At 71.7% G+C, this 22127-nt stretch carries 22 protein-coding genes and 1 pseudogene; 15 read left to right on the top strand and 8 right to left on the bottom strand.

The window, feature by feature from the left end:
• Positions 1 to 32 precede the first annotated feature (32 nt).
• From dnaJ to OG406_RS19600, 4 genes are all read left to right on the top strand, one after another.
• Positions 33 to 1223: a molecular chaperone DnaJ gene (gene dnaJ / locus OG406_RS19615; protein ID WP_164372816.1), complete on the top strand. Its 1191-nt coding sequence runs from the start codon at positions 33 to 35 to the stop codon at positions 1221 to 1223.
• Positions 1224 to 1230: 7 nt separating this feature from the next.
• Complete coding sequence (locus OG406_RS19610) at positions 1231 to 1686, top strand: heat shock protein transcriptional repressor HspR (protein WP_081218463.1); 456 nt, start codon at positions 1231 to 1233, stop codon at positions 1684 to 1686.
• A 495-nt stretch (positions 1687 to 2181) separates the two neighbouring features.
• Complete coding sequence (locus OG406_RS19605) at positions 2182 to 3309, top strand: sugar ABC transporter substrate-binding protein (protein ID WP_164372817.1); 1128 nt, start codon at positions 2182 to 2184, stop codon at positions 3307 to 3309.
• Positions 3310 to 3737: 428 nt separating this feature from the next.
• On the top strand, positions 3738 to 4844 hold the full coding sequence (locus tag OG406_RS19600; RefSeq protein WP_164372818.1) for a helix-turn-helix transcriptional regulator: 1107 nt from the start codon (positions 3738 to 3740) through the stop codon (positions 4842 to 4844).
• Between the two features lie 12 nt (positions 4845 to 4856).
• Here the strand turns inward: OG406_RS19600 and OG406_RS19595 are convergent, their stop codons facing one another.
• A complete protein-coding gene (locus tag OG406_RS19595) occupies positions 4857 to 5867 on the bottom strand; it encodes a helix-turn-helix transcriptional regulator (protein WP_081218466.1) in 1011 nt (336 codons plus the stop codon).
• 178 nt (positions 5868 to 6045) lie between these two features.
• On the opposite strand from OG406_RS19595, the gene OG406_RS19590 reads away from it, so the two are divergent.
• Together OG406_RS19590 and OG406_RS19585 are read left to right on the top strand one after the other, a co-directional pair.
• The gene (locus OG406_RS19590) at positions 6046 to 6396 is read left to right on the top strand and encodes a hypothetical protein (RefSeq protein WP_164372618.1); all 351 of its coding nucleotides are present in this window, start codon (positions 6046 to 6048) and stop codon (positions 6394 to 6396) included.
• Complete coding sequence (locus OG406_RS19585) at positions 6393 to 6728, top strand: hypothetical protein (RefSeq protein WP_081218468.1); 336 nt, start codon at positions 6393 to 6395, stop codon at positions 6726 to 6728. Before OG406_RS19590 ends, OG406_RS19585 begins: the two co-directional genes overlap by 4 nt.
• A 178-nt stretch (positions 6729 to 6906) precedes the next feature.
• Here OG406_RS19585 and OG406_RS19580 read toward each other — a convergent pair whose 3' ends face one another.
• On the bottom strand, positions 6907 to 7320 hold the full coding sequence (locus OG406_RS19580; RefSeq protein WP_327409330.1) for a pyridoxamine 5'-phosphate oxidase family protein: 414 nt from the start codon (positions 7318 to 7320) through the stop codon (positions 6907 to 6909).
• A 129-nt stretch (positions 7321 to 7449) separates the two neighbouring features.
• Here OG406_RS19580 and clpB point away from each other — a divergent pair, with 129 nt between their 5' ends.
• Complete coding sequence (gene clpB / locus OG406_RS19575) at positions 7450 to 10062, top strand: ATP-dependent chaperone ClpB (RefSeq protein WP_326842718.1); 2613 nt, start codon at positions 7450 to 7452, stop codon at positions 10060 to 10062.
• A gap of 310 nt (positions 10063 to 10372) precedes the next feature.
• Positions 10373 to 10903, top strand: coding sequence for a YbjN domain-containing protein (locus tag OG406_RS19570; RefSeq protein WP_081218471.1), 531 nt, complete (start codon positions 10373 to 10375; stop codon positions 10901 to 10903).
• Positions 10904 to 10952: 49 nt separating this feature from the next.
• Here OG406_RS19570 and OG406_RS19565 read toward each other — a convergent pair whose 3' ends face one another.
• From OG406_RS19565 to OG406_RS19540, 6 genes and pseudogenes are all read right to left on the bottom strand, one after another.
• Positions 10953 to 12152, bottom strand: coding sequence for a glycosyltransferase family 39 protein (locus OG406_RS19565; RefSeq protein WP_443067090.1), 1200 nt, complete (start codon positions 12150 to 12152; stop codon positions 10953 to 10955).
• A 139-nt stretch (positions 12153 to 12291) separates the two neighbouring features.
• Positions 12292 to 12618 (bottom strand): annotated as a pseudogene (locus OG406_RS19560) (aminotransferase class I/II-fold pyridoxal phosphate-dependent enzyme); the annotation flags it as partial.
• 38 nt (positions 12619 to 12656) lie between these two features.
• Complete coding sequence (locus OG406_RS19555) at positions 12657 to 12917, bottom strand: Txe/YoeB family addiction module toxin (RefSeq protein WP_266615268.1); 261 nt, start codon at positions 12915 to 12917, stop codon at positions 12657 to 12659.
• Between the two features lie 9 nt (positions 12918 to 12926).
• Positions 12927 to 13184, bottom strand: coding sequence for a type II toxin-antitoxin system Phd/YefM family antitoxin (locus OG406_RS19550; protein WP_266615270.1), 258 nt, complete (start codon positions 13182 to 13184; stop codon positions 12927 to 12929).
• 142 nt (positions 13185 to 13326) lie between these two features.
• The gene (locus OG406_RS19545) at positions 13327 to 14556 is read right to left on the bottom strand and encodes a pyridoxal phosphate-dependent aminotransferase (RefSeq protein ID WP_266615272.1); all 1230 of its coding nucleotides are present in this window, start codon (positions 14554 to 14556) and stop codon (positions 13327 to 13329) included.
• Positions 14557 to 14669: 113 nt separating this feature from the next.
• Positions 14670 to 15098: a VOC family protein gene (locus OG406_RS19540; protein ID WP_266615274.1), complete on the bottom strand. Its 429-nt coding sequence runs from the start codon at positions 15096 to 15098 to the stop codon at positions 14670 to 14672.
• A 177-nt stretch (positions 15099 to 15275) separates the two neighbouring features.
• Between OG406_RS19540 and OG406_RS19535 the strand changes: the two genes are divergently transcribed.
• From OG406_RS19535 to fbaA, 7 genes are all read left to right on the top strand, one after another.
• Positions 15276 to 15590 (top strand): hypothetical protein, encoded by a 315-nt coding sequence (locus tag OG406_RS19535; protein ID WP_164372824.1) that lies wholly within the window; start codon positions 15276 to 15278, stop codon positions 15588 to 15590.
• 393 nt (positions 15591 to 15983) lie between these two features.
• Complete coding sequence (locus OG406_RS19530) at positions 15984 to 16514, top strand: DUF2617 family protein (RefSeq protein WP_164372825.1); 531 nt, start codon at positions 15984 to 15986, stop codon at positions 16512 to 16514.
• Between the two features lie 139 nt (positions 16515 to 16653).
• Positions 16654 to 18303 carry a polyamine aminopropyltransferase gene (locus tag OG406_RS19525; RefSeq protein WP_329186915.1) on the top strand — a complete coding sequence of 550 codons (1650 nt, stop codon included), beginning with the start codon at positions 16654 to 16656 and terminating at the stop codon, positions 18301 to 18303.
• Positions 18304 to 18370: 67 nt separating this feature from the next.
• Positions 18371 to 19384, top strand: a complete 1014-nt coding sequence (locus OG406_RS19520) for a carbon monoxide dehydrogenase (protein WP_329186913.1) — start codon at positions 18371 to 18373, stop codon at positions 19382 to 19384.
• 120 nt (positions 19385 to 19504) lie between these two features.
• Positions 19505 to 20299, top strand: coding sequence for an aldose epimerase family protein (locus OG406_RS19515; protein WP_266615280.1), 795 nt, complete (start codon positions 19505 to 19507; stop codon positions 20297 to 20299).
• Between the two features lie 10 nt (positions 20300 to 20309).
• Complete coding sequence (pyrE, locus tag OG406_RS19510) at positions 20310 to 20858, top strand: orotate phosphoribosyltransferase (RefSeq protein ID WP_326842714.1); 549 nt, start codon at positions 20310 to 20312, stop codon at positions 20856 to 20858.
• A 185-nt stretch (positions 20859 to 21043) separates the two neighbouring features.
• A complete protein-coding gene (fbaA, locus tag OG406_RS19505; protein ID WP_164372829.1) occupies positions 21044 to 22066 on the top strand; it encodes a class II fructose-bisphosphate aldolase in 1023 nt (340 codons plus the stop codon).
• Positions 22067 to 22127 lie beyond the last annotated feature (61 nt).

Below are 22127 nucleotides of genomic sequence, written 5' to 3'. Positions count from 1 at the left end.
CTTGAACGGACGAGGAAGGAGGGACGTCGGGGATGAGCACCAAGGACTTCATCGAGAAGGACTTCTACAAGGTCCTCGGCGTCCCCAAGGACGCCACCGAGGCCGAGATCAAGAAGGCGTACCGGAAGCTCGCCCGCGAGAACCATCCGGACGCCAACAAGGGCAACGTCAAGGCCGAGGAGCGCTTCAAGGAGATCTCCGAGGCGAACGACGTCCTCGGTGACCCCAAGAAGCGCAAGGAGTACGACGAGGCACGCGCCCTCTTCGGCAACGGCGGCTTCCGGCCGGGTCCCGGCGCGGGCGGCGGGAACTTCAACTTCGACCTGGGCGACCTCTTCGGAGGCGGTGCCCAGGGCGGCGGCCAGGCCGGCGGAGCCGGTGGCTTCGGCGGGGGCATAGGCGACGTCTTCGGTGGCCTGTTCAACCGCGGCGGCGCCGGTACGGGAACCCGTACGCAGCCCCGGCGCGGCCAGGACATCGACACCGAGGTGACGCTCAGCTTCACCGAGGCGGTGGACGGCGCGACCGTCCCGCTGCGCATGACCTCGCAGGCCCCCTGCAAGGCCTGTTCGGGCACCGGCGACGCGAACGGCACACCCCGTGTGTGCCCGACGTGCGTCGGCACCGGCCAGGTCGCCCGCGGTTCGGGCGGTGGCTTCTCGCTCACCGACCCGTGCCCGGACTGCAAGGGCCGCGGACTGATCTCGGAGAACCCGTGCGAGGTCTGCAAGGGCAGCGGCCGTGCCAAGTCGTCCCGGACCATGCAGGTGCGGATCCCCGCCGGCGTCAGTGACAGCCAGCGGATCCGGCTGCGCGGCAAGGGCGCTCCCGGTGAACGCGGGGGCCCCTCCGGCGACCTGTACGTCACGGTCCACGTGGACGCCCACCCGGTCTTCGGCCGCAAGGGCGACAACCTCACCGTCACGGTGCCCGTCACCTTCACGGAGGCGGCCCTCGGCGGCGAGGTGAAGGTGCCCACCCTGGGCGGCCCCGCGGTGACGCTGAAGCTGCCGCCGGGCACACCCAACGGACGCACCATGCGCGCCCGGGGCAAGGGCGCGGTCCGCAAGGACGGCACACGGGGCGACCTGCTCGTCACCGTCGAGGTGGCCGTTCCGCAGGACGTGTCGGGCAAGGCTCGTGACGCGCTGGAGGCGTATCGCGAGGCGACCGCGGGTGAGGATCCGCGGGCGGAGCTGTTCCAGGCCGCGAAGGGAGCATGACGGAGCCATGGACACCACCGGTCGGCGGCGCAACCCGTACGAACTGACCGAGGAGACGCCGGTCTACGTCATCTCGGTGGCGGCCCAGCTCTCCGGACTGCACCCGCAGACCCTGCGTCAGTACGACCGGCTCGGCCTGGTCTCTCCCGACCGCACGGCCGGCCGGGGCCGCCGCTACTCGGCCCGCGACATCGAACTGCTGCGCACCGTCCAGCAGTTGTCGCAGGACGAGGGCATCAACCTGGCCGGCATCAAGCGCATCATCGAGCTGGAGAACCAGGTGGCGGCGCTCCAGTCGCGGGTCGCCGAGCTCCAGTCGGCCCTCGACGGCGCCGCGGCGGCCATGCAGCAGCGCGAGGCCGCCGTGCACGCCTCCTACCGGCGTGACCTGGTCCCGTACCAGGAGGTCCAGCACACGAGCGCCTTGGTGGTCTGGCGTCCCAAGCGGTCGCCCGATCAGTGACCGAAGCACAGCACCCGAGAAGGGGCCCGGAGGTTCTTCCTCCGGGCCCCTTCTCGCGTGCTCGGCGGAGTCCGTGACCGTTTCCGACCGGTCGCGGTCCGTGGTGGCTCGATCTTTACGGTCCAGGCGGAATGGGCGGGTTGACCGCATTCGTTCGGACGCCCGCATGACGTGGTCGCGGGATCCGGTGCCGCGCGACGGCTCGCGCCGAGGCCTGGTTCCCGGGGTTTACCCGGCTGTCAACAAGCGTTAAAGGCAAGGTGGATGGGGTCGCGCGGTCCGGGACGTCGGTCGCGTCGTGTGGATGACACAGGGTGAAGCTGAGGGGATTGCTGGAACCTCGGGCGTAACCTCTTCCCACCGTGTTCACTTGTGGAACACAGAACGCTGTTGCCATCTCGTTAAGTGGCTACTCCTTGACGCTGAGGTGATCGCCGCGTTGGCTTTCAGCCACCTGGGTCGCAATGCTGCAACCTCGCCCGGAAGGCACCTGATGTGAACACTCGTAACACCGGTCTCCGTCGTACCGTCATAGCCCTGGCCTCGTCCGCCGCCGCCCTCTCGCTCGCCGGCTGCGGGGTCGTGGACGGGCTCGGTGGAAGCGACGCCAAGGCCAGCCCCACGAAGGGCGACGACATCAAGGTGGGTCTCCTCCTCCCGGAGAAGGAGAACACCCGTTACGAGAAGTTCGACTACCCGATCATCGAGGAGCAGGTCAAGAAGCTCACCGAGAAGAAGGGTGAGGTCGTCTACCGGAACGCCGAGCAGGACGCGGGCAAGCAGCTCAGCCAGCTCCAGGAGATGGTGGACGACAAGGTCGACGTCATCCTCCTGGACGCGGTGGACTCGAAGTCGATCGCGAAGGGCGTGCGGAAGGCCAAGGACGCCGGCATCCCCGTCATCGCGTACGACCGGCTGGCGCAGGGTCCGATCGACGCGTACATCTCCTTCGACAACGAGCTGGTGGGCGAGGTCCAGGGCAAGGCCCTGGTCGGCGCGCTGGGTGCCAACTCGGCGGCGAAGAAGATCGTCATGATGAACGGCGCGACGACCGACCCGAATGCGGCCCAGTTCAAGTCCGGCGCCGAGTCCGAGCTCAAGGACAAGGTGATCGTCGCCGACAAGTACGACACCAAGGACTGGAACCCGGTCAACGCCAAGGCGAACATGGAAGAGGCGATCCAGAAGGTCGGCCTCGACAACATCGCGGGGGTGTACGCCGCCAACGACGGCATCGCCGGCGCGGTCATCGACGCCCTGAAGAGCGCGGGCGTCAGCAAGGTGCCGCCGGTCACCGGCCAGGACGCCGAACTCGTCGCCGTGCAGCGGATCCTCAAGGGCGACCAGTTCATGAGCGTCTACAAGTCCTATCCGCAGGAGGCGAGCGCCGCCGCGGAGATGGCGGTCGCCCGGGTCCAGGGCCGCTCGATCGAGTTCGACGCGCTGACCCGCGACAAGGTGAGCAGCCCGACGAACAAGGACATTCCGGCCCAGCTCGTTCCCGTGGTCGACCTGACCAAGGCGAACATCGAGGACACGGTCCTGCAGGACAGCATCTACACCGTCAAGCAGATCTGCACCGCCCCCTACAAGGCGGCCTGCGACGCTCTGAAGCTCAAGTAGCACCGGGGGCACCACGGGAGGCCGCCGGGCAGCGGCGGGAGCCTCCTGGCGCCCGTGGAGCGGCGCACGACATCGAGGGCCCGGGACATCCGTCCCGGGCCCTCTTCGCGTTCCGTGCGCGTTCCGGGGGCCGCTCCCCGCCGGACGCCGTCGCGGAGGGGGATATCCGGCCAAGCCCGGGCGGTGCGCCGGGGGTCTTTCGGGGGTCGTTCCCGCGAAGTCCCGGGCGCCCGGGGGGCGCTGCTTGCAGCTTGTTGCAACGGGCGGGGCGGAGGTGCGGATTTATGGTGACCAGGAGGGGCGAAACGGCGCGCGGGGACGGCGCAGCCGTGTTGCGGTGCCGGACGCGTCCGCGCATAGTTGCGCTGCGGAGGACGCCCTGACGCGGGGCCCACGCCAGGGGTCGGAGCTGGAGCCAGAGGTGGGAGATGGCCGGGCACGGGACGGACGGGCATCCGCACGGCGCTGACCGACTGTGCGAGGCCGGCGACCGGGTGTACTCGCGGGCCGTGCGGCGCGGCCGGGTGCCGCGCGACGACGCCGGCCCGGTGCCGTGCCTGCTGGAACTGGCGCTGCTGCACCCCGACCCCGACGACATGGGCTGGCTGGTGCCGACCTCCCCGCAGGAGGTCATGACCCGGCTGCTGCGCGGGGTGTACGAGGAGGTCAGCGCCAGTCAGGCGCGGGTGGGCGACGCGGTGTCCGCGTTCGAGTGGTACGCCGGTCTCGGCGGCCGCGTCCAGGCGCCCGCGGAGGGTGCCGCGATCCGCGTCCTGGACGGACTGCCGCGTATCCGGGCCGCCATGGACAAGGCGACCGAGGAGTGCGCGAGCGAGGTCCTGACGGTCCAACCCGGCGGTATCCGGCGCGAGGACGAACTGGTGGAGGGGCTGCACCGGGCGCTGGAGATGCGGCGGCGCGGGGTGCGCATGCGCGACCTGTACACGCATGTCGCCCGGCACGGCCAAGGCCTGCTGAACTACATGGAGTTGATGGGGGACGCGGCGGAGGCCCGGACCCTCGACGAGGTCGTGGAACGGCTCATCCTCTTCGACCGCAAGGTCGCCTTCATCCCCGCCAACTCGGACCGTACCATCGCGCTCGAACTGCGCCATCCGGCGCTGATCGACTACCTGGTCACGGTGTTCGAGCGGTTGTGGCGCCTCGCGATCCCGCTGGCCTCGCCGCTGCCGTCCACCGGCATCGAGGGCATCACCCACCGCGAGCGCTCGATCGCCGCGCTGCTGGCGGAGGGGCATCAGGACGCGGTGGTCGCCGAACGTCTCGGCATCAGTGTCCGCACCTGCCGGGCCCACATCGCCCGGCTCTCGGAGACGCTGGGGGCGGCCAGCCGTACGCAGTTGGGCGTGCGGATCGCGCAGGCGGGGCTGGACGGGCCGCCGCGCTCGCCGGAGCCGTCCCCCGTCACCGTGCCCCGGCACGGCGCGGGTGCCGTGGCAGGCCCTTCCGTGGCCGGTCCGGGCGCGGCCGGTGTCCAGGGGCTGCCGGGTCAGGGCTCGCCCGCCCAGCGCTGAGTTGCCGGCCGGTCAGTGGTCCTGTTCCAGGATGCCCGACTGGGCGATCAGGAAGCCGAGTTGGGCGCGGCTGCCGCTGCCCAGGGAGGCCGCCAGTTTCGCGATGTGGGCCCGGCAGGTGCGGACGTTCATCCCGAGCCTGCGGGCGATGGCCTCGTCCACGTGGCCCTCGATGAGCAGCTTGGCTATGGAGCGCTGGACGCCCGTGATGCCGTCCGGGGTGGACTCGTAGGTGACTTCCTCGCGCAGCGGGGTGGCGCGCCGCCAGAGCTGCTCGAAGACCCTGGTCAGATAGCGGACGAGGCCGGGGTGGCGCAGTTCGAGGGCGAACTGGTTGTCGTCGCTCGCCGGGATGAAGGCGACGGTGCCGTCGCAGATGATGAGCCGCTCGATCAGCTCCTCCAGCGTCCGGATCTCGATCTTTCCGCTGGCTATGCGGTCCATGTAGGCGGCGGTGCCCTGGCTGTAGCGGACCGTGTGCTGGTAGAGCGTGCGGATGCGGACGCCGCGGTCGGTGAGCGGGCGGTCCCGTTCGAGGGCCTGGTTCAGGATGTGCTCGCTGCGGCGGCCGCCGGGCTGGATGGTGAGCATCTCCGTGTGGCACTCGGAGGTCGCGATGTCGAGCGCGGCGTTGATCCGGTCGATGCCCTCCAGCACGGTGATGGCGTGGGTGGGGGCGGGTGCCATCGCGCTGACCATCATGAACGGCTCGAATGATTCGGTCAGTTCGATGGTGCGCCGCCTGCGCTCCTGGATCTCGCGCTCAATAGGGTGGAGACGCTGGGTGAGCGCGACGGACGGCGGCACCGGGCGCAGCCAGTTGGAGTCGTCGGGATCCGGGCGCAGCAGGGCGAACTCCAGCAGGCATGGCGCTGCCGTCGCCTCGGCCCGGGCGATCCGTCCGGTGCTCAAAGCGCTCGTGTACAAGCGCGCCCCTTCGTCACAAAGTTCCGTGACGGGATGGGGATGTGTCTGGTTTGTGCGTTCTATGGGCAAATCGCCACCCCCCAGGGTCCTGAACATGCAGGAACATGATGCATCGTGTCGGTGGTGGTGACGTGCCTGAATGAGACATCGTCTTCATTACCGGGGGAGAGGATCCGATCAAGTGAGGACGAAGCCGACTATGTACAGGAGAATGCTTCGCTCGGTACTTGCCACCGCTTTCTCCGCGGTTGTGGCTGTCGGGGCCCTGAGTGGTGTGGGTCTCGCGGCGGGGGGTTCGTCGACCACCTCCGCGCCACCGGACAGTGGCTGGGGCAGTGAGCCCGCGGTTCTCTCCCTGGACAGTGGCTGGGGCAACGGGCCGGCGGCTCTCGCTCTGGACAGTGGCTGGGGCAACGCGGCGAAGGCGCTCCCCGCCGACAGTGGCTGGGGCAACGTGGCGAAGGCGCTGCCCGGCGACAGCGGCTGGGGCAATGTACGGACGGACCTGGCCGACAGTGGCTGGGGCAACGCGAAGACGATCGTGCTGGCTGACAGCGGCTGGGGTTTCGTGGCTCCGGCCGGCAGTGCTTCGAGTGACGTCACGAAGGCTTCAGTGGACTCATGACTACACCACCCGACGACCGTTCGTTCCGGCGCGAGATGGCGACCGCGTACCGCTCCGGCTGGCATTTCATCGACCTGGTCACCGCCATCCCCCACAGCGGTGACTCGCTGATGGTGACCGTCTTCGGTGAGCCCGTCGTCGTCACGCGCGACGACGACGAGGACGTACGGGCCTATCGGTGTCTGCGGCGGCCTCGGGGGGCGCCGCAGCCAGTACGGTGTGCCATCCGGTACGGAATGATCTTCGTGAACCTCGATCAGCGCGACGCGCGACTGACCGGGCCCGACATCCCCGATGTCGAGACCATCGCAGCCACCCCCCGCAGTGCCTGACGCGATTCCCCCGTCGTAGTAGATCGCGCAGGTACTTCCCCCCGCAGCGGCGTCACCGTGACCTGAACACGGTGACGCCGCTGCAGTTTTCCCGGAAATCTCCGGGTTTCCGCCGATCCCGGCAAGGGCTGGAACCAGCCGTCGCGACGCGGCGCGCGGCCTGCTCCGCAGGTCGTTCTCAGCCGTGGCCCAGGGCCCGCGTCAGCTCGATCTCGATGACCACGCGGGCCGGGTTCGGGGACGGCACCCGCTCGTAGCGCTCCGAGTACCGCCGCACCGCGTCCGCGACGCGCTCGGGGTCCGTTGACACCCGGGCCAGCCCCTCCAGCGTCGCCCAGCGCCTGCCGTCCACCTGGCAGACCGCCACCCGCGCCCCGTCCGGCCCCGCCGCCCGTACGTGGGCCGCCTTCGCGGTGGCCCCGCCGGTGATGATCCGGGCGAGACCGGCCTCGGGGTCGTAGGTGACGCCGACGGGCACCACGTGCGGGGTGCCGTCGCGCCGCAGCGTCGTCAGGGTGCAGAGGTGGCGCTCACGCCAGAAGCGCAGGTAGGCGGCGTCGGGCTGCCGCGGGTCCACCGGAAGGGAAGCCATGAGGCCTGAATCTACGCCCCGCTCCGCCCGTTCCTGTCCCGCTCCAGCCTTGAGTGGAATAGACTCAAGTTTGTGTACGTTGCCCGTGTCAGGCAACGGTAGGGACCTCAGGAGGAGGAGAACGCGAACGTGGACGCCGAGCTGACCAACAGGAGCCGGGACGCGATCAACGCGGCGAGCAGCCGTGCCGTGAAGGAGGGGCACCCGGACCTCACCCCCGCCCACCTGCTGCTGGCTCTGCTGGAGGGGCAGGACAACGAGAACATCATCGACCTGCTGACCGCGGTGGAGGCCGACCAGGCCTCCGTACGGGCCGGCGCCGAGCGGGTCCTCGCCGGGCTGCCCAGCGTGGCCGGTTCCACCGTCGCGCCCCCGCAGCCCGACCGCGAACTGCTCGCCGTCATCGCCGACGCCGCCGAGCGCGCCAAGGAGCTGGGTGACGAGTTCCTCTCCACCGAGCACCTGCTCGTCGGGATCGCCGCGAAGGGCGGCCGGAGCGGCGACGTACTCTCCCAGCAGGGCGCCGGTGCGAAAAAGCTGCTGGAGGCGTTCCAGAAGACCAGGGGAGGGCGCAGGGTGACGACCCCGGATCCCGAGGGCCAGTACAAGGCACTCGAAAAGTTCGGTACGGACTTCACCGCCGCCGCGCGTGAGGGCAAGCTCGACCCGGTCATCGGCCGGGACCAGGAGATCCGCCGGGTGGTGCAGGTCCTGTCCCGCCGCACCAAGAACAACCCGGTCCTCATCGGCGAGCCCGGCGTGGGCAAGACCGCCGTCGTCGAGGGGCTCGCCCAGCGGATCGTGAAGGGCGACGTGCCCGAGTCGCTCAAGAACAAGCGCCTCGTCTCCCTCGACCTCGGCGCCATGGTCGCCGGCGCGAAGTACCGCGGCGAGTTCGAGGAGCGGCTGAAGACCGTGCTCGCGGAGATCAAGGACTCCGACGGGCAGGTCATCACCTTCATCGACGAGCTGCACACGGTCGTCGGGGCCGGCGCGGGCGGCGACTCCGCCATGGACGCGGGCAACATGCTGAAGCCGATGCTCGCCCGCGGTGAGCTGCGCATGGTCGGCGCCACCACCCTCGACGAGTACCGCGAGCGGATCGAGAAGGACCCGGCGCTGGAGCGGCGCTTCCAGCAGGTGCTGGTCGCCGAGCCGACCGTCGAGGACACCATCGCCATCCTGCGCGGGCTCAAGGGCCGCTACGAGGCCCACCACAAGGTCCAGATCGCCGACCGCGCGCTGGTGGCCGCCGCGACCCTCTCCGACCGGTACATCACCTCCCGCTTCCTTCCCGACAAGGCCATCGACCTCGTCGACGAGGCCGCCTCGCGGCTGCGCATGGAGATCGACTCGTCCCCCGTCGAGATCGACGAGCTCCAGCGGGTCGTCGACCGGCTGAAGATGGAGGAGCTGGCGATCGGCAAGGAGACCGACGCGGCCAGCCGGGAGCGGCTGGACAAGCTGCGCCGCGACCTCGCCGACAAGGAGGAGGAGCTGCGCGGGCTCACCGCCCGCTGGGAGAAGGAGAAGCAGTCCCTCAACCGCGTCGGTGAGCTGAAGGAGAAGCTCGACGAGCTGCGCGGCCAGGCCGAACGGGCCCAGCGCGACGGCGACTTCGACACCGCCTCCAAGCTGCTGTACGGCGAGATCCCCACGCTGGAAAGGGACTTGGAGGAGGCCTCGGAGGCCGAGGAGGAGGCCGGCCGGGACACCATGGTCAAGGAGGAGGTCGGGCCGGACGACATCGCCGACGTCGTGGGCTCCTGGACCGGCATCCCCGCCGGACGCCTGCTGGAGGGCGAGACCCAGAAACTCCTGCGCATGGAGGACGAGTTGGGCCGCCGGCTGATCGGCCAGACCGAGGCGGTGGGTGCCGTCTCCGACGCCGTGCGCCGCACCCGCGCCGGCATCGCCGACCCGGACCGCCCCACCGGCTCGTTCCTGTTCCTCGGCCCGACCGGCGTCGGCAAGACCGAACTCGCCAAGGCGCTGGCCGACTTCCTCTTCGACGACGAGCGGGCGATGGTCCGCATCGACATGTCGGAGTACGGCGAGAAGCACAGCGTCGCCCGGCTGGTCGGCGCCCCGCCCGGCTACGTGGGATACGAGGAGGGCGGCCAGCTCACCGAGGCCGTGCGCCGCCGCCCGTACAGCGTGATCCTGCTCGACGAGGTGGAGAAGGCGCACCCCGAGGTCTTCGACGTGCTGCTCCAGGTGCTGGACGACGGGCGGCTGACGGACGGTCAGGGACGGACGGTGGACTTCCGCAACACCATCCTGGTCCTCACCTCGAACCTGGGGAGCCAGTTCCTCGGCGGGCAGAGCCTCGCCGATCCGATGAGCTCCGAGGAGGACAGGAAGCGTCAGGTCCTGGAGGTCGTCCGGGCCTCGTTCAAGCCGGAGTTCCTGAACCGGCTGGACGACCTGGTGGTCTTCTCCGCGCTCGACCAGGCGGAGCTGGAGCGCATCGCCCGCCTCCAGATCGACCGGCTGGCCAAGCGGCTCGCCGAGCGCCGGCTCACCCTGGAGGTCAGCGACGCGGCCCTGGCCTGGCTCGCGCAGGAGGGCAACGACCCGGCGTACGGAGCGCGCCCGCTGCGGCGCCTCGTCCAGACCGCCATCGGCGACCGGCTGGCCAAGGAGATCCTGGCCGGCGAGGTCAAGGACGGCGACACGGTCCGGGTGGACGCCTTCGGCGACGGCCTGATCGTGGGGCCGGCCACCGGCAAGACGCTGTAACCGGAGCACGTGTTCCGGCCAGGGCCCGCGGCTCCGTGCCGCGGGCCCTCGGCGTGTCCGGAACCGGCCGGCTCCTCGGCCGCCCGGAACGGAGCCGAGGCCTCCGCCCGCTCCGGGACCGACATGTGCATGTTCATCCCGCCGTCGCCGTCACGACGCCCCGCATACCCCCGTGGCCCATCCCCACCTGGCCCGATGTCCCCGGATGACCGGATCTTGTCAGCCCCCGGCGGACAGGCCCGGCCAGGGGTTGCCACCCCCCGCCCCGCATGGGGGAGGATGGCAGAATCCGTACGAAGGGAAATACACGGTGAGCATCGACCCGTCCTCGATTCCGAACTTCGGGGGCCAGCCCGAGCCGCAGCCCGGCGGCCCCGCGGGCCCCGTGGTCCCGGATCAGGACCTCGTGAAGCAGCTCCTGGAGCAGATGGAGCTGAAGTACGTCGTCGACGACGAGGGTGACCTCGCGGCGCCGTGGGAGGAGTTCCGTACGTACTTCATGTTCCGCGGCGAGGGTGACCAGCAGGTCTTCTCGGTGCGGACGTTCTACGACCGGCCCCACCAGCTCGAGGAGAAGCCCGCGCTCCTGGAGTCGATCGACGACTGGAACCGCCGCACCCTGTGGCCGAAGGTCTACAGCCACACGCACGACGACGGCACCGTCCGCCTGATCGGCGAGGCGCAGATGCTGATCGGCACCGGCGTCAGCCTGGAGCACTTCGTGTCCTCCACGGTCAGCTGGGTCCGCGCCGCCATCGAGTTCGACAAGTGGCTCGTCGAGCAGCTCGGCCTGGAGCAGGAGATCAACGAGGCGGAGAAGCCCGAGGACGACGGGGAGTAGTTCTCCTCCTCGCGGCGGCGCACCCCTCGCGCACCCTCGCGGACACGCTCTAGAGCGGGGTGTGCGCGACCACGACGAGATACGCGCCGTAGGCGAACGAGAGCCCGGCCAGGGCACCGACCACCAGGGTCGCGTGCCAGGGGCGGGCTCTCGCCGTCCTGACCAGGGCCGAGGCGAGCGGCAGCAGCAGCGGGAACGCGGGCAGCAGGAAGCGCGGCTTCGACGCGAAGAACCCCGAGCCGCCCAGCGTGATCAGCAGCAGGACCCCGCTGTGCACCAGCAGCGGCAGCGGCGCCCGCTCCGCGATCAGCAGTGCGTACAGCAGCACGGCCGCCGCGACGATCACCATCGCCATGGGGAACACGAACCGGCCGCCGTGCAGCAGCAGGTGCCGGACGGACCGGAGGGCACCCGCGCCGAGGTCGAAGCGCGAGCCCCAGCTCCGCTGCACCGCGAAGTAGCCGCCGAACAGGTCGCCCCTGCGGTGGCCGACCCACAGCACGTAGCCCGCCCAGCCGAGCGGCGCGAGCGCGGCGCCCGTCCACAGCCTGTGGGAAACCCTGCCGCGGCGGCGCGCGAGCTCGCACACCGCCGCCGCGAGGACCGCCGCGGCCACCGCGAGGCCGTTCGGCCGGGTCAGCCCCGCGAGCGCGGCCAGCGCGCCCGCCCACACCCAGCGCCCGTCGAGCACCGCGTACAGGGACCAGGCGGCGAAGGCGGTGAGCAGGGGTTCGGTGTACGCCATCGACAGCACCACCGAGTGCGGCAGCAGCGCCCACAGCAGCACCAGCGCCGTCCCGACCGCCCGGCCGCGCAGCCGTGCCCCGACCGCGTAGATCCCGCACGCCGCGACGGCCGCCGCGAGCCAGGAGACCAGCAGGGCCGCGGTGCTCGCGTTCAGCGGCGTCAGCGCGGTCACCGCGCGCACGAGCCCCGGGTACAGCGGGAAGAACGCCAGGTCGCTGTAGACGACCCCGGGGCGCAGGTGCAGGGTGCGGCCGTAGCCGTGCGCCGCGATCCTCAGGTACCAGAGCGAGTCCCAGGACCGCGCGAGCAGCGTCGCCGGATGTCTGCCGGTGGCCCACGCGGTCGCGGCGAGCACGAGGACGCCCGTCGCGCGCGCGGCGGCGAACAGCCCGAGCGCGGTCAGCAGGGGGGACCACCCGGCGCGCGCGCCGCGGGAGGGGCCGACGGCACTCCCGGCGGGTTCCGCGAAGGCGGGGCGGGCGACGGTGTTCGGGTGGGTCACACCCGAACTGTGCGATCCCCAGCGGGGGTTCGCGAGCCGGGAGCACCCGTGCGGGTGCGCATCCTCGCCGCCCGGCGTGGCGCGCGGGCGGGGACGTCCGCCGGTGCTAGGAAACGGCCCTCCTGCCGCCCGGGCCGGGCTACCAGGCCGCCTTCAGCCGTCGCGAGGCCTCCTCCAGCACGTCCGTCCGCTTGCAGAACGCGAACCGCACGAACGGCGCGCCCGCCTCCCGGTGGTCGTAGAAGACGGCGTTCGGGATGGCGACGACGCCGGCCCGCTCGGGCAGCGCGCGGCAGAACGCGAAGCCGTCGCCGTTGTGGGAGAGCTCGGGGCCGAGGGGGCGGATGTCGGTCGTGATGAAGTAGGTGCCGGCCGGGCGGAAGACCTCGAAGCCCGCCTCGGCCAGGCCCGTCGCCAGGACGTCCCGCTTGGCCACCATGTCCGCTCGGAAGGCGTCGAAATAGGAGCTGTGAGAAGGGTGCTGTGCCCGACCCCGGAGTCCCGTCAGCTTTCGTAGTGGTAGCGGCACTGTGCGATCAGGACGCTGTCCTCGGTGGCCTTGTAGATCAGCCGGTGCTCGTCGTTGATGCGGCGCGACCAGTAGCCCTGGAATCCGTGCTTGAGCGGTTCCGGTTTGCCGATGCCCTCGTTGCCGTTGCGGGTGATGTCCGCGATGAGCGCGTTGATGCGCTTAAGGATCTTCCGGTCCTGAAGCTGCCACCACAGGTAGTCCTCCCAGGCACGGGAGGAGAAGGTGATCTTCAACTCGCGGCCCTACGCGTCGGTTGCCAGCTCGCGCACGATGCCGCCGCCGTTTTCCAGCTCGTCGATGGACGCGAGCAGGCGCCGGGCGTTGGCCGGACTGCGCAGCAGGTACGCCGTCTCCTTCAGGGACTCGTAGTCCTCAAGGGAGACGATGACGACCGGCTCATGTCCGGCCCGGGTGATGACGACCTCTTCGCGGTCGTCGGTGACGGAGTTGAGCACCTCGGCGTACCGCGCGCGCGACTCGGAATACGTCATGGTCTTCACAATCGACCCTCCTTCCACGTACAGAATATTGTACGTCGACCTCCGTCGGTGCGGCAAGCGCCGAAAATGGCGGCCTCCGGCGCGAAAGTGCCGGGCAGGCGGGGCGGTGGGGGACGCGTCGAGCAGTCCCGCAGGGCGACGGTCAGCCCGCGAACGCCTTGCGGAGCCGTCCCACGGCTTCCTCCAGCACACTCACCTTCTTGCAGAACGCGAACCGCACGAACGGCGCGCCCGCCTCCCGGTGGTCGTAGAAGACGGCGTTCGGGATGGCGACGACGCCGGCCCGCTCGGGCAGCGCGCGGCAGAACGCGAAGCCGTCGGACTCGCCGAGCGGCCGGATGTCGGTGGTGACGAAGTACGTGCCCTGCGGCCGGAACACCGAGAACCCCGCGTCGGTGAGCCCCGCCGCCAGCAGGTCCCGCTTGCGCAGCATGTCCGCGCGGAACGCGTCGAAGTACGTGTCGGGCAGCGCCAGCGCCTCGGCGACCGCGTACTGGAAGGGCCCGGAGGACACGTACGTGAGGAACTGCTTCGCCGAGCGGACCGCCGTCACCAGATCGGGCGACGCCGTCACCCAGCCGACCTTCCAGCCGGTGAAGGAGAACGTCTTGCCCGCGCTGCCGATGGTGACCGTCCGCTCGCGCATGCCGGGCAGGGTGGCCAGGGGGATGTGCTCGGCGTCGTCGAAGACCAGGTGTTCGTAGACCTCGTCGGTCACCACGAGCAGGTCCCGCTCGACGGCGAGCCGGGCGATCTCGGTCAGCTCGGCCCGGGTCAGGACGGTGCCCGTCGGGTTGTGCGGGGTGTTGAGCAGCAGCAGCCGGGTCCGGTCGGTGACCGCGTCCCGCAGCTCGTCGAGGTCGAGCCGGAAGCGGCGGTGCGGGACCCCGCCCGGGGTGTCGGCGGCGGCCTCCTCGTCGGGGCGCAGGGTCACCGGCACCCGGGTGCCGCCCGCCAGGGCGATGGAGGCCGCGTACGAGTCGTAGTACGGCTCCAGGGCGATCACCTCGTCGCCCGGTTCCAGCAGCGCGAGCAGGGAGGCGGCGATGGCCTCGGTGGCGCCCGCCGTCACCAGCACCTCGGTGTCGGGGTCGTAGGACAGGCCGTAGCGGCGCTCCTGGTGCGCGGCGACGGCGGCGCGCAGTTCGGGGACGCCCGGCCCCGGCGGGTACTGGTTGCCGCGGCCGTCCCGCAGCGCGCGGACGGCCGCCTCCCGGATCTCCTCGGGACCGTCGGTGTCGGGGAAACCCTGGCCGAGGTTGATCGCCCCGGTGCTCGTCGCGAGGGCGGACATCTCGGCGAAGATCGTCGTCCCGAACTCGGCGAGCCGGCGGTTCAACAGGGGTCGCGCGCTGGAGGTCATGCGCGCCATCCTCCGCCCAAGCCCCGCAGTCCTCAACTCACCGCCGCCGACGGGCACCCCTGCCGGGCCGGGGTCCGCGGGCCCCTCCCGCCGGTCCGCCGGCCCGTCCCCCGGCCGGTCCCTCAGTCGATGCAGAACTCGTTGCCCTCGATGTCCAGCATCGGGATGCACGCGTCGTCGCCGTCGTACAGCGTCCGCACGTGGACGGCCCCGAGCGGTTCCAGCCGTGCGCGCTCGGCCTCCAGTGCCGCGAGGCGCTCCTCGCCCACGAGCCCGGTGCCCACCCGTACGTCGAGATGCACCCGGTTCTTGACGGCCTTCCCCTCGGGGACGCGCTGGAAGTACAACCGGGGGCCGACGCCCGACGGGTCGACGCAGGCGAACCACGCGTCCCGCTCCTTGGGCGGCTGCGCGGCCTTGAACGCCTCCCAGGTGGCGAACCCCTCCGGCGGCGGCGGGACGACGTACCCGAGCACCTCGCACCAAAAGCGCGCCAGGCGCTCGGGCTCCGCGCAGTCGAAGGTGACCTGGAACTTCTTGATCGACGTCATCGGGCCACCGTAGGGAGGAGCGGCGCCCGGAGGCATCCCCATTTCCGGATGCTCAGGAGTTGCTCAACTCTGCTTTGGGGCGTGACGCGTGAGGGCATCCCCCTGTCACGCAAGACCGGAATCGAGAAGCACGGCCCACGGGGGGCCGCTTCGGGGGAACGAAAGGAGGGTGACGCCATGATCTTCGGCATCATCCTGGCGGTCGTCCTGCTCGTCGTGTTCGTGAAGGCCGTGAGCGGGGGCAGCAAGCGCAAGCGCCGGTCCGGGGGCCGCTCGGGAAGCGGGTCGGGGGGCAGTGACAGCAGTTGGTGGGCCGGTGGCGGGGCCGCGGCCGGCGGCAGCAGCGCGTCCTGTTCGTCGGGCGGTTCGTCCGGCGGTCACCACGGCGGCCACGGGGGTCACTCCTGTGGGGGTCACTCGTCGTGCGGAGGCTCGTCCTGCGGCGGCGGGTCCTCGTGCGGAGGCGGCGGCGGATGCGGCGGAGGCAGCTGACACGGGGCAGCTGAGCTCCGCGCGGGGAACGCGCATCCGGCGCACGGAAGTGCCCGTCGGCAGACCTCTGCCGGCGGGCACTTCCGTACCCCCGGGCGTACGCCGTAGTTGAACAGTTGAGCTGTGCAGCCCTCGGGGGGATGGAAACCCTACGAAGTTGGGTAAAAACGCTGTGGCGGCGCCACTGTTCATGATTCCCTCTAAACCACCACAGCAGCCCTGGTACATCACCGAAGCGGCCCTGGGCCGACAGGCTTTCGGAAGTCCATCGGATGGTCCTATCGGAACCGTCCTCCGGAAGTCCTTCCGGCCGGGCCGACCGGGCCGTTCCCCCGGTGCCGACCGGCTGCGCCGGAACCCCACCTCACCTTTGCGTGCTAGCGGAGCCGACCCATGCTCACGACCCTGAACACCTCGTACACCGACACGCGCGCGGCCGATCTCGCCTGGACACTGGGCCGCGAACCGCTGCCGGCCCTCGCCACCCTCGATCTCGAACTGAACGGGGCGAACCTGCAGTTGAGACTGCTCGGCGCGTCCCACCAGGTGCTCCTGGAGGAGGAGCGGGGCAGCTGTTCGGAGACCGTCGCCTGCATCCCCGGCAGCAGCACGCCCCTGCCCCTCGGCGTGGCCAAGCAGTTCGGCGACTGGGAGTACGAGTTCGCGGCCCGCGTCGAGGTCCTGTCGCCCGGCTCCTTCGCGGGCCGCGCCCAGGAGTTGCTCGCGCTGGTCTCGGACCACCCCCAGGGGCTCGCCGGCGTCTTCCCCGGCAGTCCGCACGCCTTCACCGCGATGCTCGCCCAGCGCCACGACGGCCAGGTCCATTGGCGTACGTGGCACGCGTACCCGCAGGACGGGCAGTTGGTCGCGACGCGTACCCGGGTCGGTGTGCGCGCGGACGCCCTCAGCGCGTCCGGGGTCTGAGGAAGCGGGCCGCGGGCCGCGCATGGCTGCCGGGTCCGGGGGGAAGATGCCCGCGCCGGGCCCATGTGCCATGAAGCGCAACGCTTTCCACACGTGTGGGTGACGAAGCGCAGTGGTGCCGTGACGTAGCGTTCGCAGCGTGATCGAACCGCACGCGCCTGCCCCACCCGGCGCGCCGCCGCCCTGGGGCGTCCAGGGCCAGGCGCGGCTGCCCGTCCGCCCGGGCGTCGGCCGGTTCCTCGTCCTGGCCGGCGTGTTCGTCTGCGCGGCCTGCGGACTGGTGTACGAACTGGAACTCGTGGCCCTCGCCTCCTACTTGATCGGCGACTCCGTCACGCAGGCCTCCGTGGTGCTGTCCGTCATGGTCTTCGCCATGGGGGTCGGCTCCCTCGCCGCGAAACGGCTGCGGCCGCGCGCCGCGGCCGGCTTCGGCGCGGTCGAGGCGGCGCTCGCCCTGGTCGGCGGATGCAGCGCGATGGCCCTGTACGCGGTGTTCGCCTGGACCGGCGGCTGGGGCGGCCTGTGGGCGGACGGGTCCCGCTGGCTGCTGGTCGCCTTCTCGCTCGCCATCGGCCTGCTCATCGGCGCCGAGGTCCCCCTCCTGATGGAGCTGATACAGCGCATCCGCCGCCAGGACCCCGGCGGCGCGGTCGCCGACCTGTTCGCCGCCGACTACGTGGGCGCCCTCGTCGGCGGCCTCGCCTTCCCCTTCCTGCTGCTGCCCCTCCTCGGCCAGCTCACCGGCGCACTGCTCACCGGCACGGTCAACGCGGTCGCGGGCGGCGCCCTCGTCCTCGGCCTGTTCCGCAAGGACCTGACCCGCCGGGCGCGCTGGACCCTGCTCGTCGCCAACGTCGTCGTGCTCGGGCTGCTCGCCTCCGCCGCCGTGCTGGTCGACGACTTCGAGCGGGCGGCGCGGCACGCCGTGTACGGAGGGGACGTGCGCGTGGCCCTGCGCAGCGGTGTCCAGGAGGTCGTCCTCGCGGGCGGCACCCGAGGGCACCCGCTGCACCTCTTCCTCGACGGCCGCCTGCGGTTCAGCGGCCACGACGAACACCGCTACCACGAGGCGCTCGTGCACCCCGCGATGAACGGACCGCACGCCCGCGTGCTCATCCTCGGCGGCGGTGACGGGCTCGCCGCGCGTGAGGTGCTGCGCCACCCCGGGGTGCGCCGGCTCGACGTCGTCGAGATCGACGCGGACGTCGTCCGGCTCGCCCGCCACGACGCCGCGCTCACCGCCCTCAACCACCACGCGTACGACGACCCCCGCGTGCACGAGGTCACGGAGGACGCCTTCACCTGGTTGCGCGGGGCGGCGTCGACGTACGACGTGGTCGTCTCGGACCTCCCCGACCCGGGCATCACCGCGAGCACCAAGCTGTACTCGCAGGAGTTCTACGGCCTGGCCCGGCGCGTCCTCGCCCCCGGCGGGCGTCTGGTCGTCCACGCCGGGCCGCTCGACGGGCGGCAGCGGGTGTTCTGGACGGTCGAGGCGACGCTCCGCGCGGCGGGTCTGCGCACCACGCCCTACCGGGTCGCCGGACGGGACTCCGGTTTCGCCGCCGGACCCGACCGCACCACCGGCGGTTCCGTGGGTGCCCCGGGCGACTGGGGTTTCGTGCTGGCCGCCCGCTCGGCCGAGCCGCTGCGGCTGCCCGCCTCCGGGCCGCGGCTGCGCACCCTCACCCGCGCGGCCCTGGCCGCCGACGCCAGGGCCGCGGACCGCAGCCGCCCGCACCGGCCCCTCGCACCGTCCACGCTGGTGCACCCGCGGTACTCCGACTGAGCAGGAGGTGCGGGAATCCCGTGATACCCGGGTGCGGTCCGGGGCGCGCTGGGTAGGCTCGGCTGACATGGAGCATGAGGTGTTCGTTCCGTTTCCGGCCGGGCCGCTCAGGGAGGCACTCGCCGACCCCGTCCGGGTCGCCCGCGCCGTCCCGGGGCTCCAACAGGACGCGTCGGCCGGCCCCGACGCCGGGCAGGACCCCGCCGGGGCCGCGCACCCGCGGCCCGTCCGGGTCGCCGGACGCCTGAAGGTCCGTGTCGCCGGGCACACGATCACCTACCGCGGGGCGCTGCGGCTGACCGCCCGGGAGGACGGTGCGTACGCCGTCGAGGGCGACGGCACGGAGGTGCGCGGCAGGGGCGTGGTGAAACTCGCGCTCACCCTGCGTCTGGCGCCCGCCGAGGGCGGTACGACGCTCGCCTACGGCGGCACGGCGTCCGCCGACGGGCGGCTCACCGAACTTTCCGAGGACTCGGTCGCCGCGGCGGCCCGCCGGCTGCTGACCCGCTTCACGGAGTCCCTGACGGCGGGGCTCACGGCGGAGAACGAGGAGCCGGAGGCCCGGCCCCGTGCCGGGACCGAGCCGCGCACCGCCGCCGGCGAACCCAGACCAGAGCGTGAGCCCGGGGACGCCACGCCGGCCGGGACGGAGGGTGACCCGCCGGCCGGCACCGCCCCCGACCCGGACGCCGGAACGGACGCCGCGGAGCGGACCGAAGCGGCGGACCCCGGTGAGGGTTCCGGGCCGTCCGCCCTCTTCGAGACCGACGTACCGCCCTCGTCGCTCGACCCGGGGGCCGAGGACGACGACTTCGGGGACTTCGGGGGAGAGGCCTTCGCCGTGGAGGGCGAGGAGCCGGGGGCCGAGGACGCGATGGCCGAGGCGGCCCACGCGCGGCGGACGATGATCGGACGCAGCGCGGAGGAGGTGGACCACGCCCCGCCGCGTGGCCGCTACGCCCCCGTCCCGCCCCCGGAGGCGACCGCCGCCCGCGCCACCCTCCGCTGGGCGGCCCCCGCCGCGGCCATCGCCGTGGCCTCGGCCATCGCCGTGACCCGCGCCCTGCGCCGGCGCCGCTAGGCCTGTCGTTCGGAGCAGGCGGCGCCGAGGTGCGACGCGGCCCGGACGATCGCCGCACCGTGTGCGGTGGGTCCGGAGACGGGACGGCGGGGGACGGGAGCGGACCAGTAGGGTCGCTGTGTGAGTGACGAAGAGATCACGCTGACCGCGGGTGACGCGGAGGTGACCGTGACGCCGGGCAACGGCGGACGGATCGGGAGTCTGCGGGTCGGCGGCGTCGAACTGCTGCGGCAGGGCGCCAAGTTCGGGTGCTTCCCGATGGTCCCGTGGTGCGGGCGCATCCGGGACGGCCGCTTCCTCGACGGCGCGACCGTCCGGCAGATGCCGCTGAACTCCCCGCCGCACGCCATCCACGGCACCGCCCGCGACGGCGCCTGGAAGACCGCCCGCGCCACCGCCGACGAGGCCGTGATCACGTACGACCTGGTGGAGCCCTGGCCGCACCCCGGCCGGGTCACCCAGGCGTTCGCCCTCACCGGGGACGGTCTGACGGTCACCATGTCCGTGGAGACGTACGGGGACTCGTTCCCCGCCCAGATCGGCTGGCACCCCTGGTTCCACCGGAACCTGGGCGACGGCGGCGCGGACGTGCGGGTCGACTTCCTGCCCGCGTGGCAGGAGGAGCGCGGCGACGACCACCTGCCCACCGGCCGCCGCCTCGACCCGCAGCCGGGCCCCTGGGACGACTGCTTCGGCATGCCGGACGGCGTCGACGTCACCCTCACCTGGCCGGAGCGGCTGGAGCTGAAGGTCACCAGCCGCGAGGAGTGGGCCGTCGTCTACGACGAGCAGGAGGCCGCCGTGTGCGTGGAGCCGCAGACCGGTCCGCCGAACGGGCTCAACACCCACCCCCGCCTGGTCACCCCCATCGAGCCCCTCGAAGCCACCATGACCTGGAGCTGGCGGCGCCTCTAAGCTGGCGGGCATGAGTGACGTACGCGGCGAGCTGCTGCAGCAGATCAAGGACAAGGCCGTGGTGCACGGCAAGGTGACCCTCTCCTCGGGTCTGGAAGCCGACTACTACGTGGACCTGCGCCGCATCACGCTGGACGGCGAGGCCGCCCCGCTCGTCGGTCAGGTCCTGCTCGACCTGACCGAGGGGCTGGACTACGACGCGGTGGGCGGCCTGACGATGGGCGCCGACCCGGTCGGCACGGCCATGCTGCACGCCGCCGCCGCGCGCGGGCGCAAGCTCGACTCGTTCGTCGTCCGCAAGGCCGCGAAGGCGCACGGCCTCCAGCGTCGCGTCGAGGGCCCCGAGATCAAGGGCCGGCGCGTGCTCGTGGTCGAGGACACCTCGACCACGGGCGGCTCCCCCCTCGAAGCGGTCCAGGCGGTCCGGGAGGCCGGCGCCGAGGTCGTCGGCGTCGCCACGATCGTCGACCGTGCCACCGGAGCCGCCGAGAAGATCGAGGCGGGCGCCGGTGTCCCGTACCTCTTCGCCTACTCCAAGGACGAGTTGGGCCTCGACTGACGACGCCCCCGCGGGACCCCGCCGGGCGTGGGGTCCCGCATGCCGGACAGGGGGTGCGGACCATCCGGGCACGTCTGGAAAGATGGGGCCGACGATGACGTCGCCCCCCTAGGTCAGGGCCATAGCACCAGTCCCGTCGTACGGCAGCAGCAGTACGCAGACCCGCACATACAAGGAGCGGACAGATGCCCATCGCAACCCCCGAGGTCTACGCCGAGATGCTCGACCGGGCGAAGGCAGGCAAGTTCGCCTACCCGGCCATCAACGTGACCTCGTCGCAGACCCTGCACGCTGCGCTGCGCGGCTTCGCGGAGGCGGAGAGCGACGGCATCATCCAGATCTCCACCGGTGGCGCGGAGTTCCTGGGCGGCCAGCACAACAAGGACATGGTGACCGGCGCCGTCGCCCTCGCCGAGTTCGCGCACATCGTCGCCGCCAAGTACGACATCACGGTCGCGCTGCACACCGACCACTGCCCGAAGGACAAGCTGGACGCCTACGTGCGCCCGCTGATCGAGGTGTCCGCCGAGCGCGTCGCCCAGGGCCGCGACCCGCTGTTCCAGTCCCACATGTGGGACGGCTCCGCCGAGACCCTCGCCGACAACCTGGCCATCGGCCAGGAGCTGCTCGCCAAGGCCGTCGCCGCGAAGATCATCCTCGAGGTGGAGATCACCCCCACCGGCGGTGAGGAGGACGGCGTCAGCCACGAGATCAACGACTCGCTGTACACGACCGTCGACGACGCGCTGCGCACCGCCGAGGCCCTCGGCCTGGGCGAGAAGGGCCGCTACCTGCTGGCCGCGTCCTTCGGCAACGTGCACGGCGTGTACAAGCCGGGCAACGTCGTGCTCCGCCCCGAGCTCCTCAAGGACCTCCAGGAGGGTGTGGGCGCCAAGTACGGCAAGGCGAGCCCGTTCGACTTCGTCTTCCACGGCGGCTCCGGCTCCACCGCCGAGGAGATCGCCACCGCGCTGGAGAACGGCGTCGTGAAGATGAACCTCGACACCGACACGCAGTACGCGTTCACCCGCCCGGTCGTGGACCACATGTTCCGCAACTACGACGCTGTCCTGAAGGTCGACGGCGAGGTCGGCACCAAGTCGAAGTACGACCCGCGCACCTGGGGCAAGCTCGCCGAGGCCGGCATGGCCACGCGCGTGACCGAGGCCTGCGCCGCCCTGCGCTCCACGGGCACCCGCCTCAAGTAGGCGCCGCCCCGCTCGCGCGGCCCTGTGCCCGCGGACGCGGGCGCGCCCGCTCGTCGCACAC

Origin of the sequence: Streptomyces sp. NBC_01428 (genome assembly GCF_036231965.1) — a bacterium.
In the GTDB taxonomy this organism is placed as follows: Bacteria; Actinomycetota; Actinomycetes; order Streptomycetales; family Streptomycetaceae; genus Streptomyces.
Note: the sequence above shows the minus strand (reverse complement) of the source record. Positions and strands in the feature narration are given on the sequence as shown.